Raw genomic sequence first — 15412 nt, forward strand, 5'->3', positions numbered from 1 at the left:
TGGTTGCAGCCGTTCGCTCAAAAGCTGGCCGAACTGCTGATTTTAGCAACCGAACGACGGCAAACCCTTGCCAGCCACTCAGATTTTGAAGACGTGGGCGCGGTAGAACTGCAGTTCGGCGATGGATTCGCGGATGTCATCCAGCGCCTGGTGGGAGCCGCTCTTCTTGAACTGATCCAGCAGTTCAGGCTGCCAGCGACGGACCAGCTCCTTGATGGTGCTGACGTCCACGTTGCGGTAATGGAAGAAGGCTTCCAGATCGCTCATGTGCTTGACCATGAAGCGGCGATCCTGGCCGATGCTGTTGCCGCACAGGGGGCTGGTGCGCTCCGGCACCCACTGGCGAATGAAGGCGAGGGTCTCGGCAACGGCCTTGGCCTCGTCGTATTCACTCGCCTTGACCCGGGCCACCAGCCCGCTCTTGGTGTGGGTGTTGACGTTCCAGTCATCCATCTTGCCCAGCTCTTCCTCGCTCTGGTGGATGGCGATGACCGGCCCTTCGGCCAGCACGTTCAGGTCCTTGTCGGTGACGATGGTGGCGATCTCCAGTACCACGTTCTCTTCGGGGTCCAGACCCGTCATCTCCATGTCGATCCATACCAGGTTCTGCGCGCTGACTGTCATGATTGCTCTCTCTATTGGGAGGAATGGCGGAATTTTGCCAATTTGCATGTATCATACTGGCTTTGAATCTGTTCATAAACTGGCAAACCCCGTGGCAAAGAAAGCAAAACTCAATCTGGGTCAACAAAGGCGCGTCCAGGCCAACCGCGAGCGGCGGCTGCAAAAAGAGCACACCACAGTGGTAGATGACACCCTGTTCGGCCCCGCCATCGAAGGGGTGGTGATCAGCCGTTTCGGCCAGCACGCGGATGTCGAGGCGAGCGATGGTGCCATCCACCGCAGCAACCTGCGGCGCAGCAGCATCAGCAGCCTGGTGTGCGGCGACAAGGTGGTGTGGCGCCCCGGCCTCAATGCCGCGACTGCCGGCGTCATCGAGGCGGTGCATCCGCGCCACTCGGTGCTGACCCGGCCGGACTTCTACGACGGGGTCAAACCCATCGCCGCCAACATCGACCAGATCATCATCGTCTCGGCGGTGATGCCCGAGTTCTCCACCAACATCGTCGACCGCTACCTGGTGGCGGCAGAAGATGTGGAGATAGCGCCCCTCATCGTGCTGAACAAGGTCGACATGCTCGATGACGCGGCCCGCGCCCGTATCGAGCACCAGCTCGAGACCTACCGCAAGCTCGGTTACGAGGTGCTGCTGGTGAGCTGCGAGAGCGGTGAGGGCATCGACGCCCTCAAGGCGGCGCTCACCGACAAGATCAGCATCTTCGTGGGCCAGTCCGGGGTGGGCAAGTCGTCCCTCACCAACGCCCTGATGCCGGGGCTGGACGTGCTCACCGGCGAGATCTCCGAGAACTCGGGGCTCGGCCAGCACACCACCACCACGGCGCGGCTCTACCACTTCCCGAGCGGCGGCGATCTCATCGACTCCCCCGGGATCCGCGAGTTCGCCCTCTGGCACCTGGAAGCCGACCGCATCACCTGGTGCTTCGTCGAGTTTCGCGACTACCTGGGTGGCTGCAAGTTCCGCGACTGCACCCACAAGGATGATCCCGGCTGCGCCCTGCGCGCCGCGGTTGAAGCGGGCGCCATCAGCGCCGATCGCTTCCACAACTACCACCGCATCCTGGAAACCATGCAGGAAGCCCGCCACGGTCGCCAACAGGCGCGGCTGTGACCCGTTCAACTCATTCCCAGATGAAGATCATGAGCATCACTGACAACCTGAAAATTGCCGGTCAATACTGCCTGCCCAAACACGCCCTCTCCCGCCTGGTGGGCAAACTTGCCGCCGCCGAAGCGGGCAACCTCACCACCAGGGTGATCGAGGCCTTTATCAAGCAGTACCAGGTCGACATGAGCGAGGCGCTGCACGAGAGCCCTGCCCACTACAAGAGCTTCAACGAATTCTTCACCCGCGAGCTCAAGCCCGGCATCCGCCCCGTGGTGGAAGACGCCATGACCCTGGCCCTGCCGGTGGATGGCACCGTCAGCCAGCTCGGGCCCATCAGCCAAGGTCGCATCATCCAGGCCAAGGGCCACGACTACAGCGCCCGCGAGCTGCTGGGGGGCTATGAGGATCTGGTAGCCCCGTTCAAGGATGGCGACTTCGCTACCATCTATCTGGCACCCAAGGATTACCACCGCATCCACATGCCGCTGGACGGCGTGCTGGAGAGCATGGTGTTCGTGCCTGGGGATCTCTTCTCCGTCAACCCCCTCACCGCCGAGAACGTGCCCAACCTGTTTGCCCGCAACGAGCGGGTGGTGGCCACCTTCAGAACCCCCCACGGCCCCATGGCCCTGGTGCTGGTAGGTGCCACTATCGTCGCGAGCATCGAAACCATCTGGGCCGGCAACATAGCGCCGACCAAAGAGAAGAAGGTGGTGCGCTGGGACTACACCGGCGATGAAGCCATCACCCTGCAAAAGGGGGCCGAGATGGGCCTGTTCAAGCTGGGCAGCACAGTCGTCTGCCTGTTTGGCCCGGGCATGCTGGCCGGTTTCGAGCCGCACCTGGCCAACGGGGTCACCACCCGCATGGGTCAGCCCTTTGCCACCCTGGCGGCGCAAGCATGAGCGATCAACCCGCTTCCCAGAAGAACAACCCGCTGCACGGGCTGACCCTGGAGGCCATCGTCACCGCCCTGGTCGCGCACTATGGCTGGGAAGCGCTGGGGCAGCAGATCAATATCCGCTGCTTCACCGATAATCCCAGCATCAAGTCCAGCCTGAAGTTCTTGCGCAAGACCCCCTGGGCCAGAGAGAAGGTCGAAAGCCTCTATCTGTACGTCCAGCGCAAGCAGGCCAAAGAGAAGGAGTGACGCCATGGCGTTCAAGATTACCTACACCTACAAGAAGCAGGCCAGGGAGATTGGCTACGCCAACGACAAGTTCAACAGCATCTATGATGCCGTTGCCGCCGCCGAGGGGATCGATCTGACCCGCTTCCACGCCATGGAAGAGCAGCTGGCCCAGGTGTGCCGCCGCGACAAGAAGAGCGTGAAGGATTACCGGGAGAACTACTTCAAGGAGCTGGGCTTCTCCAACATCGTCATCGAACGGGACGCCAAGGAGTAAGCATGCGCACCCTGACCCTGATGGCCGCCTCCCTGCTGCTGGCCGCCTGCAACACGACACCGAGGGAGCCCCTGGTCGGCGCGGATCGCGACGAACATGGCTGCATCGGCAGCGCGGGTTATCAATGGTCGGCGCTGGCAGGCAAGTGCGTGCGGCTGTTCGAGCAGGGCATTCGCCTCAACCCGACCGATGCCGGTCAGACCGTCAGCGCTTTCGTGCTGTTCAATGCCGATCAGAGTCAGGCCGAGCTGACCCTGCCAGAGGGCGAGCCGATCCGGCTGGTCCGCCAGGGCGAAGAGGGCAACTGGTCCTGGCAGGGCGGCGGCTATCAGCTCTTCCCCTGGAAGGGCTATGTGCTCAAATCCGGTGACCATGTGCTCTATCACGGTGATCTGACCCCCTGATCCTCTGGCGTCATCCCTCCCCTCACGCCCTGATGGACGCAGAGCAGGCATAAAAAACCCCGTTGCACGCAACGGGGTTTTTTATGATACCCGGCAGGATCAGTTGCCGAGGGTGGAGAACAGGCTCTGTTCCAGGCTGCCGCGAGAGACGCACACCGGGGTGATGGAGGGGGCCGGTACCCGCTCGCCGGAGGACTCGACGAAGTAGAGCTGGGTGTTGCCCTTGACGTTGACGGTGGCCACGCTGTTGTTGCCGCTCTGGGTGATGATCAGGTTGATCTGCAGGTTGGGGTTGCCCAGTGCGACCTTGGAGCCCATGGTACCGCAATCCAGCCACTCCAGACCGTCGGCCGAATTCTCGACGTTGGCGGTCATCAGGCCGGAGCCACGCTGGCTGTTTTCGATGTTAAGGCCGTGATCGCCAAACCACTTCTCGGCGCGGGCCCACACCAGATCCACCGGGATCTGCATCTCCTGGGTGTTGTTGGTCGCCTTGGCTACCGGCGGGGTATAGCGGTACTGCTCGCCGCCATTGTTGTCGCTGGCACAACCGGCCATCAACAGGGCCAGTGCTACTCCCACTATCTTTTTCATGCTGCTTCTCTCATCCATATAATCCGGCCCTAGGCCGACCGGCGGCTATTATGGCGGCAGCGACACAGACTGTCAGCAGGGATCGGCAGAAATGAGTCAGCCTTAACCCAAGCTTTACAAAACCAGCCTGCTATCATAGATTTGCTCGAAATTTCCCCCGTGAGTGTCTGTGTGAACTCCTTGCTCACCCTGCCCCTGCTGCAGCAGATCATCGACCAGCTACCCATGAATATCTTCTGCCGGGATACGGATGGGCGCTACCTGTTTGCCAACCGTGCCTTCACGGAGCAGGCGGGTCTGCCGCTGCCGGCGGATCTCGTCGGCAAGACGGATGCCGACATGCCCTGGGGCGACATCTTTCGGGAAGAGGATCTGCGCCTGCTGGCGGAGGGTAAACCCCTGCTCTATCAGCAGTTGCACTGCAACAACGGCGACGCCACCAGCTGGATGGAGATCCACAAGATCCCGCTCTACGACGAGCAGGGCAAGCCGGTGGCCCTGTTTGGCATGGTCAACGAGATAGATCAGCGCAAGGAGCTGGAGCAGACCTTTCGCCAGCAGCAGCTGCTGCAACGCCGCCTGCTGGACGCCATCCCGGATCCGATCCGGCTGGAAGACCACCAGGGGCTGCTGATCGACTGCAACCAGGCCTTTCTCGACTTCATGGGGATGGCAGCCATCGAGGCCCTCGGCCAGCGGGTGGCCCACCGCCTCTCCACCGAACTGCCGATGGGACGGGGTGAATACTGCCTGGTGGATGCCAACGGCCAGGGCCGCCATCTGGAGGTGACCCGGGTCGAGGTGCCGGACGACGAGGGCAACTCCCTCGGCATCCTCACCCTGAGCCGCGACATCACCGGCCTGCGCACCACCCAGGCCCAGTTGCAGCAGGAGCAGCACTACGACAGCCTGACCGGCCTGCTCAAGCTCTCCCACTTTCTGCAGACCAGCCGTCACCTCGGCGCCCGCAAGGCGAGCCTAGTGCTGGTCGATCTGCAGCACTTTCGCGAGATCAACGATCGCTTCGGCATCCGGGTCGCCGACCGCCTGCTCAGCCAGGTGGCCCGTCGCCTGCAGCAGCTGGCCCCGCCCCAGTCGCTGGTGTGCCGGGTGGCCGCCGACGATTTCGCCATGCTGCTGCCCGAACTGAACGAGCCGCTGGCCAACTGGAGCAGCCGTCTGCAGGGGGCGTTGATGGTCCCCTATCAGGTGGAAGAGCACAGGATCCAGATCCCGGTGTTCCTCGGCATCGCCCACGGCAAGGCCAACGACGCCGAACGGCTGCTGAGCCACGCCGAGGCCGCCCTGGCCCAGGGCAAGCGTCAGCAGCAGCACTGCACCCTGTTCGATCCCGAACTCGATGCCACGCTCAAGCGTCGTCAGCTCATCGCGGCCCAGTTGCCGCTCGCCATCAAGTCCGGCCAGCTGACCGCCGTCTACCAGCCCATTATCAGCACCCGCACCAGCCAGCTGCACGGGGCCGAGCTGCTCTGCCGCTGGCCCCATCCCGAATTTGGCATGATCTCCCCTGACGAGTTCATCCCGCTGGCGGAAGAGCTGGGACTCATCGGTCTGCTCGGCTGCCACATGCTGGAGCAGGGCTGTGCCCAGCTGGCCCGCTGGCAGGCCGATGCGCCGGATCTGGTGCTCTCCATCAACCTGTCGCCGCTGCAGTTTCGCGATCCCGAGCTCTGCCCGCAGATCTTCGCCTGCATCGAGCGTCACGGCCTCGCCCCCTGGCAGCTGGAGCTGGAGATCACCGAAGGGGTGCTGATGGAGAACGCCGACGAGATAGAGAGCAACCTGGCCTGCCTGATCGAGGCGGGCTTTCAGCTCGCCATCGACGACTTCGGCACCGGCTACTGCAGCCTGGCCTACCTGCCACGGCTGCAGGTGGCGACCCTCAAGCTCGACAAAAGCTTCACGCAGGAGCTGGTCACCAACCAGGCCACCACCGCCATCGTGCGCTCCGTCATCGGGCTGGGCCACGAGCTAGGCATCAAGATCACCGCCGAAGGGGTGGAGACGCAAGAGCAGCAGGCGTGGCTGGTGCAGGCCGGCTGCGACCGGTTGCAGGGCTACCTGTTCAGCCGCCCGCTGCCCCCCGCCGAGTTTGCCCGCAGCTACCAGCTGCCACAGGCGTGATGCTCACAACAACAAGGCCACCCGAGGGTGGCCTTGTTGTTTCTGGCGCGCAGTAGTGGCTGGCACACATCAGGCAGCTTACTCCTGGAAGTAGGTACCCCAGCCGTCGTAGTCCACGCCGTATTTCTCGAGGATGGGCAGCATGGTGGCGATGTCCGCCACTATGGTCTCGATGTCCAGCTTGCACTCGACGGTGGCGTCGAAGCAGAAGATGGTGGCGCCGTCATCCAGCTCCATCTCTTCGGCATCGGTCACTTCGAAACCGGCCTTGAACAGGTCGACCGCCGCCTTCTCCAGCAGATCGAAATCCTGGCAGGCAAAGTGGTGCTCAATCTCGTACTCCAGATCCGGGTTGCTGCCATCGGCCAGCAACTCGTTGACGATGGCGGTGGTCTCTTCGCGCCACTCTTGCATATCAAGACTCATATTAACCCCAGATGCGACTGTGTTGTGATCAAATGCCAGCGCGGACGGTGCCATCTCGGCCATCTGCCGCCCCGCAGGCCCGGTTGCGGCAAAGCATACTCGCACAGCCCATCCGGCTCAATGCGGCAGACCAAGATAAGCCGTCGTCGGCAGCCACCCCAAATGGGGTGCCATCACAAAAGGTTAATAAAGGGTAATCTGCCGCCAAAACAGGATTGCTCCATATGGAGCTTTGCACGGATGTGTCAAAACCACGCGACAGCGCCAGCAAGCCGTTTGAAATCAGCAGGATCCACCAGCAGCGCGACGGTGACAAGGCCATCCACGGAGTGTATCAAGGAACGCGGGCAATCCATCGCCCGTACGGAAAGAGGAGCCAGTGAGGCTCCCTTTTTATCATGTGAAGGAGCACATAGATAATGCCTAAAAAAACAATAATGAGCCTGCTTGTCGGCTCAACCCTTATGATTGGAAACCACGCCATGGCCGCCCCGGTCCACGGTCCGTTCGATCCCCCCCTGGCCGATGAGGTGAAGGTGCTGGAGATGCTCAAGAAGAGCGGCCGCATCCCGACCCTGGCCTCCCCCGAGCAGGAGCAGGCGGCCCTCGCCAGCTACTATCGCGAGAAGTCGCGGACCTATCAGGGCAACAGCGGTACCCTGGCGGTGAAAGAGGGCAAGGTGCGGGAGACCATCCTCAAGAAGATCCGCCTCAACGGCACCGCCCGTCCCGGCGATCGGGTGCCTACCCTGCTGCTCAAGTCCATCGAGCGGGAGCACTACCAGGGCAAGATGCGCAAGGACAAGATCCTCGCCATCCTGGTGGACTTCCCCGACTACCCGAAGAACAGCATCCGCCCCGAGCTCACCAAGATGTACTACCCGGATTACACCCCGGAGCACTACAACGACCTGCTGTTCTCGTCCAAGGGCTATGCCGGCCCGAACGGCGAGCAGTTCATCTCCATGCGCCAGTTCTACGAGCAGCAGTCCGGCAAGAGCTACAGCGTGCGCGGCCAGGTGGCGGGCTGGTATACCGCCAGCAAGAACGCCGCCTACTACGGCGCCAATGCCACTCCGAACACCATCCGGGAGCTGGTGAAGGAGGCGCTGATCCAGGTGGCGGGCGACCCCTCCATCGATCTGTCCGAGTTTGACCAGGAGGATCGCTACGATCTCAACGGCAACGGCAACCGGGACGAGCCGGACGGCCTCATCGACCACCTGATGATCTTCCACTCCAGCGTCGGCGAGGAGGCCGGTGGCGGCGATCTCGGCGAAGACGCCATCTGGGCGCACCGCTGGAACCTGGGTGCCCCCTACCCCATCCCGGGCACCAGCAGCCCGAGCCAGAACTTCGGTGGCAAGTTTGCCGCCTACGACTACACCATCCAGCCCATCGATGCGGCGGCCGGGGTCTGTGCCCACGAATATGGCCACGATCTGGGGCTGCCGGACGAGTACGACACCAAGTACACCGGCAAGGGCGAACCGGTGGCGACATGGTCCATCATGTCCTCAGGCTCCTGGGCCGGGGTCATCGGCGGCACCGAGCCGACCGGGTTCTCCGCCTGGGCCAAGGAGTTCCTGCAGGCCTCCCTCGGCGGCAACTGGCTGCACGGCAGCAATGTGCAGCTCGCCGATCTCAGCCCGCGCGGCAACGTCTACATGCTGGATCAGGCCAACGACAAGGGACGCAACGACGACGTGGTGCGCATCAACCTGCCGGCCAAGCAGATCCCGCTCAACCCGCCCTACGCCGGCCAGTACGAGTATCACGGCGGCAAGGGCAACAACCTCGACAACCGCATGAGCCTCAAGCTGGATCTGAGCGGCAAACAGAGCGCCAGCCTCAACTTCAAGGCCTGGTATCAGATTGAAGAGGGGTACGACTACGCCAGGGTGCTGGTCAACGGCCAGCCCATCGCGGGCAACCTGACCACCAGTGACGATCCCAACGGAGTCGGCTTCGGGGTCGGCATCACCGGCAACTCCAACGGCTGGACCGATGCCGAGTTCGACCTCACCCCCTGGGCCGGTCAGCAGGTCACTCTGACCCTGCAATACCTGAGCGACGGCGGCGTGGCCGAGAACGGGCTGTTCGTGGACGAGCTGCAGATCCTCGCCGATGGCGACACCCTGCTGAGCGACGGTGCCGAGGGCAACTCCCCCTTCACCCTCGCCGGCTTCGTGAAGAGCGACGGCAACGAGGCCAAGGATCACTACTACCTGGCCGAGTGGCGCAACCATGCAGGAGTGGACAAGGGGCTGGCCCACATCAACGTGGCCGACCAGTTGATGCGCTACGAGCCGGGCATGCTGCTCTGGTACGTGGACAACAGCCAGGTCAACAACTGGGTGGGTGTCCACCCGGGTGAGGGCTTCCTCGGGGTGGTGGATGCGGATCAGCACACCCTCAAGTGGAGCGACGGCGCCGTGGCTGGCACCCGCTACCAGATCCACGACGCCACCTTCAGCCTGGGCTTCCAGCAGCCGCTCAACCTCAAGCACCCGAGCGGCTCCCTGCTGCGCGACTTCTGGATCACCCCGAACCGGGTGTTCAAGGATTCCCGCAGCTACCAGAGCAAGGAGATCCCGGATGCCGGTCGCCTGCTGCCCGAATACGGGCTCAAGATCAGCGTCACCGGTCAGGCCCGTGACATGAGTACCGGGCGGATCATCGTCAGCCGCCACTGAGCACGACAGCCATGACAAGGGGCCCCAGGGCCCCTTTTTTCATCTGCCGACCCGCAATCTAGGATGAAAACAGGCCAAACCGCCCAACAAACACCCTGATTGCTCGCTTGTTGAGCGAACAGTCCGACTATCTGCGCCATGCGGTTGACACATCCGTTCAGAAAGGGTTTAATGCGCGCCGTTGCCCAGATAGCTCAGTCGGTAGAGCAGGGGATTGAAAATCCCCGTGTCGGCGGTTCGATTCCGTCTCTGGGCACCACAATTCCTCCTTAGTTCAGTCGGTAGAACGGCGGACTGTTAATCCGTATGTCACTGGTTCAAGTCCAGTAGGAGGAGCCAAATTTGAAAAGCCCGCTCATCGAGCGGGCTTTTTTCATTCCGGTCAACTGCCGTTGCAAGCTGCCAGCAGCAGAGTCGCGCCGCAGGTGGCACTGAACAGCAACAAGCCGGTCTGCAGCATCCCCTCCGGGTTCACCCGTTTCTCTTTTTTGCGCAATCGTCTCCACCCAGGCTTCATCAAGCCACCTCGTCCGGTTACAACCCCTGCCCCGTCGGCAGGCGAGCCATCTTTGTGCAGCCGGCCCGCCACCGTCAACTCTCTTGCCGACAATAAATTCATCACCCTGCGGCCCCCCGTTTTCACTTGGCAACAATGTTAACAATTTGGAAAACCGGCGTGACCCGCTCCTGCGCCAGGGCTATGATGAGGCCGACGATTTTCCTACCCTCAGGGAGACCCCAGATGAGCAGCCCGTTGCGTTACGTACTGGACGGCATCCATTGCGAGCCCCGCTTCTTCACCGTGCCCCTCGACCACCAGCGACCGGATGAGGAGGAGACCCTCACCCTGTTCGGCCGCACCCTCTGCCGCAAAGACAAGCTGCATGACGATCTGCCCTGGCTGCTGTTCCTGCAGGGCGGGCCCGGCTTTGGCGCCCCGCGCCCGACCGCCGCCAGCGGCTGGATCAAGCGGGCTCTGCAGGAGTTTCGGGTGCTGCTGCTCGATCAGCGTGGCACCGGTCACTCCAGCCCCATCAGCGCCGAGGCGCTGGCCCAGCTCACTGGCCGTCAGCAGGCGGAGTACCTCGGCCATTTTCGCGCCGACAGCATAGTGCGCGACGCCGAGTACGTTCGCGAAGTGCTGAGCCCGGGTCGCCCCTGGAGCCTGCTCGGCCAGAGCTTCGGCGGCTTTTGCAGCCTCACCTACCTCTCCCTGTTCCCAGGCAGCCTGCACGAGGTCTACCTCACCGGCGGGGTGGCCCCCATCGGTCGCAGCGCAGACGAGGTCTACCGCGCCACCTACCAGCGGGTAGCGGACAAGAACCGCGCCTTCTTCACCCGCTTCCCCCATGCCCAGGCCCTGGCCAACCGGCTGGCCAACCACCTGCACCACTACGATGTGCGCCTACCCAACGGCCAGCGCCTGACGGTGGAGCAGTTGCAGCAGCAGGGGCTGGATCTGGGGGCCAGCGGCGCCTTCGAGGCACTTTACTACCTGCTGGAAGACGCCTTCATCGGCGAACGCCTCAACCCCGCCTTCCTCTATCAGGTGCAGGCCATGCAGCCGTTCAACACCAACCCGGTGTTCGCCATCCTGCACGAGCTCATCTATTGCGAAGGGAGTGCCAGCAACTGGGCGGCCGAGCGGGTGAGAAGGGAGTTCCCTGCCCTGGCCTGGGCGCCCGGCAAAGATTTCGCCTTTACCGGCGAGATGATCTTCCCCTGGATGTTCGAGCAGTTCCGCGAGCTCATTCCCCTGAAGGAGGCCGCCCACCTGCTTGCCCAGAAAGCGGACTGGGGTCCCCTCTACGACCCGGCGCAGCTGGCCCGCAACACTGTGCCGGTGGCCTGCGCCGTCTATGCCGAGGACATGTACGTGGAGTTTGACTACAGCCGCGACACCCTGAAGGGGCTTGGCAACAGCCGCGCCTGGATCACCAACGAGTACGAACACAACGGCCTGCGGGTCGATGGCGAGCGGATCCTGGACCGGCTCATCCGCATGAACCGGGATCGCTGATCCCGCCGGGCGCACGCCCGCAGCTAGACAACAAGTTCGAGGGCGGCCCATGAGCCGCCCCGCCCATGGAAGCAACACAAAACAACAAGGACACCCATTGGATCATCCGGAAATCTCGGCCGGCTGGCTGAGTCGCCTCTTCTATCGCTGGACCGGCCCGCTGCTGCGCAAGGGGCTCACCCAGCCCCAGGTCAGTCTCGACGATCTCTATCCCCTGCTGCCGGAAGACAGGCGCGACGGCCGCGCCGACGCCTTCCTCGCGCTCACCGCCCGCCAGCCGGTGCGCCCCTGGCCCCTGACCGCCTTTATCTGGCGCCATTACAAGGGACGGATTGGCCTGCTCACCCTGCTGCAACTGCTCGGCATGCTGGCCACCCTGACCAGCCCCTGGCTGCTCAACCACAGCATGACCCAGCTCGGCACCGATGCCACCACCGGCCACAAGCTGCTGCTGGCCCTGGCCCTGTTCGCCTCCGTGCTCGCCGCCGGCATGCTGGCGGAGCACTCCCTGCAACTGGCCCTCAAGATGCACGTGCCCATCCGCCGTCTGCTGGCCGAATCCCTGCTCGCCAAGGTAATGAAGCAGGGTGGCAAGAGCTTCGACGACAGGGCCGGCGGCCGGGTTCAGAACCTCATCAACCGGGACGTGTGGGACATTACTTGGATCCTGGCTGACCCCGCCATGCCGGTCACCATGGCGCTGCAACTCATCGGCACCATCGCCCTGCTGGTGTGGCAGGTGGGCAGTGCCGGTCTGGTGGGCTTCGCGGTACTGGCCCTGCTGCTGCTCATTTCCACCCGGGTGGTACGGCGCATGAACCAGCAGGAGCAGCAGCTCAAGCGTCAACAGGACGAGCGCAACGGCATCCTGGCGGAATACATCAAGAAGCTGCGGCTGGTGCGCCAGAACGGGCTTGGCCCCTTCTTCACCCGGGCGGCCAACACCAAGCGCCAGCAGGAGTTGGGGGTGCTGGGCCGGGTGCTCAGGCTCGATGCCATCAACGAAGGGCTGATGCTGAGCACTCCCCTGCTGGTGACCCTGGCCACCTTCACCACCTACCTGGCGTCGGGCAACACCCTCACCCTGCCCCAGGTGTTCACCACCATCGCCCTGTTTACCGTGCTGCGCATCCCCATGATGCGACTGCCCTACCTCATCCGCACCCTGATCAACTTCAACACCGGCTTCAACCGGCTGTGCGAGTTCCTGAACAGCCCGGAGCAGCACCGGGAACTCGATGATCCCGCCCTGCCGGCGGGGGCCCTCCACCTGGAAGGCGTCAGTGCCCTGCACCAGCAAAAACCGGTGCTCGAGGGAGCCAACCTCGCCATCGCACCGGGGGAGCTCGTGGGGATCACCGGGGCCACCGGGGCGGGCAAGAGCTGCCTGCTGCATCTGGTTGCCGGCTTTGACAGCGAGTTTGCCGGCAGCATCCGTCGCCACGGCCGGGTTGCCCATCTGGGCCATAAACCCTGGCTGATGAACGACACCATCCGCAACAACATCCTGTTCGGCCAGTCCTGGCACGCCGAGCGCTATCGTTGGGTGCTCGGCGCCTGCGCCCTCACGGCCGATCTCGCGCTGCTCAGCCACGGGGATCAAACCCTGGTGGGGGAGCTCGGCACCCGCCTCTCCGGCGGCCAGCAGCAGCGGGTCGCCCTGGCTCGCGCCCTCTACGCCCGGGCCGATATCCTGCTGCTGGACAACCCCTTGTCTGCGCTCGACCCCATGGTCGCGGCCCAGGTACTGGAGCAGGGGATCGCCTTCAAGCCGGGGCCGACCCGGCTCCTGGTAAGCCACGACCCGGATGTGCTGGCCAGGTGTGATCGGGTGATCCGCATCGAGCAGGGGCGCCTGGTGGAGCTCGATGCCCACCAGTTGGCGGATCTTGTCCAGCATCCTCAGCCCGCCCCGCCGGTGCCCCCTCAGGAGGCGGAGCAGTTCAGCGAGGAGAAAATGGTGGAGGGCAAGGTGGACTGGGGGCTGTTTGGCTTCATGTGGCAGCGCCTCGCCGCCCCCGGAGCCATCCTGCTCGTCCTGCTGCTCTCCCTGGGCCAGGAGGGGCTGCGCATCGCCTCGGATCTCTGGCTCGGCGGCAAGGCCGAAGTGAGCGACGTCACGACCCTGCTCGGCATCTATGTGCTGCTGGGGGCGGGCTCCCTCGCCTGCATCATGGCGGTACGGGTCATCAACTACACCCTTGGCCTCAAGCTGGCCTGGACCCTGTTTGACGGCATGCTGGGACGCATCAGCCGCGCCCCCATGGCCTTCTTCGACAAGGTCCCCCAGGGGCGCATCCTCAACCGCTTCGACCGGGATCTGGGGGAGGCGCAGGAGATGCTGCTCTCCATGCTGGTGGGACTGTTCGGCATGCTGGTGTCCGTGGCCTTGCAGGTGGTGGTGATCGGCATCAATATTCCCCTGCTGCTGCTCATCGCCCCCCTGGTGGGATGGGCGCTCTATGTGTTGCAGCGCCGCTACCGGGCGGTGCAACTCAAGCTGCGGCGCCAGTCCTCGGTGCTGCGCTCCCCGCTCTACATCAGCATCAGCGAGACCATCCGCGGCGCCCCCGCCCTGCGCCTGGCCGGGGCCGAGCGTTTCGCGCTGGACCAGGTGCTGCACCACTATGACAACAACCTGCGCAGCTGGTACACCACCACCTCCATCAACCGCTGGCTCGGCATGCACCAGACCCTGCTCTCCGCCGCCCTGGTGGGGGCCGTGGCACTCATGGTGGCCTTTGGCAACAGCCCGCTGCTGGGGGCGGTTGCCATCACCTATGCCTTTACCGCTTCCGCCATGCTCAACTCCCTCATCCGCACCTTTGCCGAAGTGGAACAGGTGATGAACGCGGTAGAGCGGGTGCGCGAATACAGCGAAATAGAGAGCGAACGTCAGGAGGGAGAGGCCCTCGCCACCCCTCACCCCGCAGTGCGCTTCGACAACCTGGGGCTGCGCTACCCCCAGACCAGCCAGTGGGCACTGCACAAGGTGAACTTCGAGCTGGCCCCAGGTGAAAAGGTGGGTGTGTGCGGGCGTACCGGGGCAGGCAAAAGCTCCCTGCTGGGGGTATTGCAGGCCATGTATCCCGCCTCCCAGGGGGAGATCTTCTACGGCAATCAGCCACTGTCACGACTTGCACCGGAGGCGGTGCGCGATCTCTACGACACCGTCTCCCAGATCCCGCTCACCTTCTTTGGCTCCTTACGGGCCAATCTGGCGCCCCTGACCGAGCATGAGGACGCCATGCTTGAACAGGCGCTGGCCCGGGTGGGCCTCGCCGAGCGCTGCGCCGGGCGGCTGGACGAGGATCTCGACAGGCTGCAACTCTCCGCCGGCGAGACCCAGTTGCTGGTGATCGCCCGCATCCTGCTGTCGCGCCGCCCGCTCATCGTGCTGGACGAGGCCACCTCGGACCTCGATCACGGCGGCATGCGCAAGATGGCGGAGCTGCTCTACCGCTACCGGCCGGAGGCAAGCTATCTGGTGATCGCCCACCATCTGGAGCCGCTCTTGTCGGTGGACAAGGTGGTGGTGATGGAGGCCGGCACCGTGGTGGAGCAGGGTTCGCCGGTGAGCCTGCTGGCCAACTCCCACTCCCGCTTCCACCAGCTGTTTGCTGGCCAGGTCAACCGTCAGGTGCCCCAGACGGCATGAGCGCCAAGAATAACAAGGGCTGCCCGCCGGCAGCCCTTGTTGCTTGCAAAGAGCCTCAACGCTCCATGATCTGGGTGATGTCGTCCTTGTTGATGTGCACTTCCCTCCCCTCTTCATCGTAATAGCGATACATGCCTGTGGTCTCGTCCAACCTGGGTTTGCTGTCGGTGGCAATCATCTTGCCATCCTTGGTGCTCATGATGTATTGGGAGCTGCACCCCGCCAATCCCAACAGACAAACCAGCATCATCACAGCTTTCATCACTCTCCCCTTCTTCACGCTCACCCTGGCGGTGATAGATGAAGCCTAGCTCAA

At 63.6% G+C, this 15412-nt stretch carries 14 protein-coding genes and 2 tRNA genes; 11 read left to right on the forward strand and 5 right to left on the reverse strand.

Features of this window, described 5'->3' with window-relative positions:
- Positions 1 to 78: 78 nt before the first annotated feature.
- Entirely contained in the window at positions 79 to 624 is a 546-nt protein-coding gene (gene orn / locus ACNPAA_RS14580; protein WP_042014296.1) for an oligoribonuclease, read from the reverse strand.
- 91 nt (positions 625 to 715) lie between these two features.
- Between orn and rsgA the strand changes: the two genes are divergently transcribed.
- The 5 genes from rsgA to ACNPAA_RS14605 are packed head-to-tail and all read left to right on the forward strand — an operon-like array spanning position 716 to position 3557.
- Positions 716 to 1750 (forward strand): small ribosomal subunit biogenesis GTPase RsgA, encoded by a 1035-nt coding sequence (gene rsgA / locus ACNPAA_RS14585; RefSeq protein ID WP_039040203.1) that lies wholly within the window; start codon positions 716 to 718, stop codon positions 1748 to 1750.
- A 29-nt stretch (positions 1751 to 1779) separates the two neighbouring features.
- A complete protein-coding gene (asd, locus tag ACNPAA_RS14590; protein WP_042014303.1) occupies positions 1780 to 2652 on the forward strand; it encodes an archaetidylserine decarboxylase in 873 nt (290 codons plus the stop codon).
- Complete coding sequence (locus ACNPAA_RS14595) at positions 2649 to 2897, forward strand: VF530 family DNA-binding protein (protein WP_041212447.1); 249 nt, start codon at positions 2649 to 2651, stop codon at positions 2895 to 2897. Before asd ends, ACNPAA_RS14595 begins: the two co-directional genes overlap by 4 nt.
- Before the next feature lie 4 nt (positions 2898 to 2901).
- Positions 2902 to 3153, forward strand: a complete 252-nt coding sequence (locus ACNPAA_RS14600) for a DUF2960 domain-containing protein (protein WP_010675489.1) — start codon at positions 2902 to 2904, stop codon at positions 3151 to 3153.
- A 2-nt stretch (positions 3154 to 3155) separates the two neighbouring features.
- Positions 3156 to 3557 (forward strand): hypothetical protein, encoded by a 402-nt coding sequence (locus ACNPAA_RS14605; RefSeq protein ID WP_045525703.1) that lies wholly within the window; start codon positions 3156 to 3158, stop codon positions 3555 to 3557.
- 99 nt (positions 3558 to 3656) lie between these two features.
- On the opposite strand, the gene ACNPAA_RS14610 is transcribed toward ACNPAA_RS14605, so the two are convergent.
- Complete coding sequence (locus ACNPAA_RS14610; protein ID WP_171865612.1) at positions 3657 to 4151, reverse strand: hypothetical protein; 495 nt, start codon at positions 4149 to 4151, stop codon at positions 3657 to 3659.
- Between the two features lie 171 nt (positions 4152 to 4322).
- Between ACNPAA_RS14610 and ACNPAA_RS14615 the strand changes: the two genes are divergently transcribed.
- Positions 4323 to 6296, forward strand: coding sequence for a putative bifunctional diguanylate cyclase/phosphodiesterase (locus ACNPAA_RS14615; RefSeq protein WP_417891838.1), 1974 nt, complete (start codon positions 4323 to 4325; stop codon positions 6294 to 6296).
- A 78-nt stretch (positions 6297 to 6374) separates the two neighbouring features.
- Here the strand turns inward: ACNPAA_RS14615 and rraB are convergent, their stop codons facing one another.
- The gene (rraB, locus tag ACNPAA_RS14620) at positions 6375 to 6722 is read right to left on the reverse strand and encodes a ribonuclease E inhibitor RraB (protein ID WP_080628938.1); all 348 of its coding nucleotides are present in this window, start codon (positions 6720 to 6722) and stop codon (positions 6375 to 6377) included.
- 482 nt (positions 6723 to 7204) lie between these two features.
- On the opposite strand from rraB, the gene ACNPAA_RS14625 reads away from it, so the two are divergent.
- The 3 genes from ACNPAA_RS14625 to ACNPAA_RS14635 all read left to right on the forward strand — a co-directional run bounded on the left by ACNPAA_RS14625 (position 7205) and on the right by ACNPAA_RS14635 (position 9757).
- Complete coding sequence (locus ACNPAA_RS14625) at positions 7205 to 9418, forward strand: immune inhibitor A domain-containing protein (protein WP_270835675.1); 2214 nt, start codon at positions 7205 to 7207, stop codon at positions 9416 to 9418.
- 183 nt (positions 9419 to 9601) lie between these two features.
- A tRNA-Phe gene (locus ACNPAA_RS14630) sits at positions 9602 to 9677 on the forward strand.
- A 4-nt stretch (positions 9678 to 9681) separates the two neighbouring features.
- A tRNA-Asn gene (locus ACNPAA_RS14635) sits at positions 9682 to 9757 on the forward strand.
- A gap of 43 nt (positions 9758 to 9800) precedes the next feature.
- Here the strand turns inward: ACNPAA_RS14635 and ACNPAA_RS14640 are convergent.
- Positions 9801 to 9935, reverse strand: coding sequence for a hypothetical protein (locus tag ACNPAA_RS14640; protein WP_417891839.1), 135 nt, complete (start codon positions 9933 to 9935; stop codon positions 9801 to 9803).
- 225 nt (positions 9936 to 10160) lie between these two features.
- Between ACNPAA_RS14640 and ACNPAA_RS14645 the strand changes: the two genes are divergently transcribed.
- Both ACNPAA_RS14645 and ACNPAA_RS14650 read left to right on the forward strand, forming a co-directional pair.
- On the forward strand, positions 10161 to 11438 hold the full coding sequence (locus ACNPAA_RS14645) for an alpha/beta hydrolase (protein WP_417891840.1): 1278 nt from the start codon (positions 10161 to 10163) through the stop codon (positions 11436 to 11438).
- A 97-nt stretch (positions 11439 to 11535) separates the two neighbouring features.
- The gene (locus tag ACNPAA_RS14650; protein ID WP_323938469.1) at positions 11536 to 15096 is read left to right on the forward strand and encodes an ATP-binding cassette domain-containing protein; all 3561 of its coding nucleotides are present in this window, start codon (positions 11536 to 11538) and stop codon (positions 15094 to 15096) included.
- A 55-nt stretch (positions 15097 to 15151) separates the two neighbouring features.
- Here the strand turns inward: ACNPAA_RS14650 and ACNPAA_RS14655 are convergent, their stop codons facing one another.
- Positions 15152 to 15358, reverse strand: coding sequence for a YgdI/YgdR family lipoprotein (locus ACNPAA_RS14655; protein WP_041215736.1), 207 nt, complete (start codon positions 15356 to 15358; stop codon positions 15152 to 15154).
- Positions 15359 to 15412 lie beyond the last annotated feature (54 nt).

This window comes from Aeromonas sp. PS2Canimalfood6 (assembly GCF_048276795.1).
In the GTDB taxonomy this organism is placed as follows: Bacteria; Pseudomonadota; Gammaproteobacteria; order Enterobacterales; family Aeromonadaceae; genus Aeromonas; species Aeromonas caviae.

What these genes read in the sequence shown, in the direction of transcription:
- orn (WP_042014296.1), bottom strand. Translation starts at nt 624, where the DNA reads ATGACAGTCAGCGCGCAGAACCTGGTATGGATCGACATGGAGATGACG.
- asd (WP_042014303.1), top strand. Translation starts at nt 1,780, where the DNA reads ATGAGCATCACTGACAACCTGAAAATTGCCGGTCAATACTGCCTGCCC.
- ACNPAA_RS14595 (WP_041212447.1), top strand. Translation starts at nt 2,649, where the DNA reads ATGAGCGATCAACCCGCTTCCCAGAAGAACAACCCGCTGCACGGGCTG.
- ACNPAA_RS14600 (WP_010675489.1), top strand. Translation starts at nt 2,902, where the DNA reads ATGGCGTTCAAGATTACCTACACCTACAAGAAGCAGGCCAGGGAGATT.
- ACNPAA_RS14605 (WP_045525703.1), top strand. Translation starts at nt 3,156, where the DNA reads ATGCGCACCCTGACCCTGATGGCCGCCTCCCTGCTGCTGGCCGCCTGC.
- ACNPAA_RS14610 (WP_171865612.1), bottom strand. Translation starts at nt 4,151, where the DNA reads ATGAAAAAGATAGTGGGAGTAGCACTGGCCCTGTTGATGGCCGGTTGT.
- rraB (WP_080628938.1), bottom strand. Translation starts at nt 6,722, where the DNA reads ATGAGTCTTGATATGCAAGAGTGGCGCGAAGAGACCACCGCCATCGTC.
- ACNPAA_RS14625 (WP_270835675.1), top strand. Translation starts at nt 7,205, where the DNA reads ATGGCCGCCCCGGTCCACGGTCCGTTCGATCCCCCCCTGGCCGATGAG.
- ACNPAA_RS14640 (WP_417891839.1), bottom strand. Translation starts at nt 9,935, where the DNA reads ATGAAGCCTGGGTGGAGACGATTGCGCAAAAAAGAGAAACGGGTGAAC.
- ACNPAA_RS14645 (WP_417891840.1), top strand. Translation starts at nt 10,161, where the DNA reads ATGAGCAGCCCGTTGCGTTACGTACTGGACGGCATCCATTGCGAGCCC.
- ACNPAA_RS14655 (WP_041215736.1), bottom strand. Translation starts at nt 15,358, where the DNA reads ATGAAAGCTGTGATGATGCTGGTTTGTCTGTTGGGATTGGCGGGGTGC.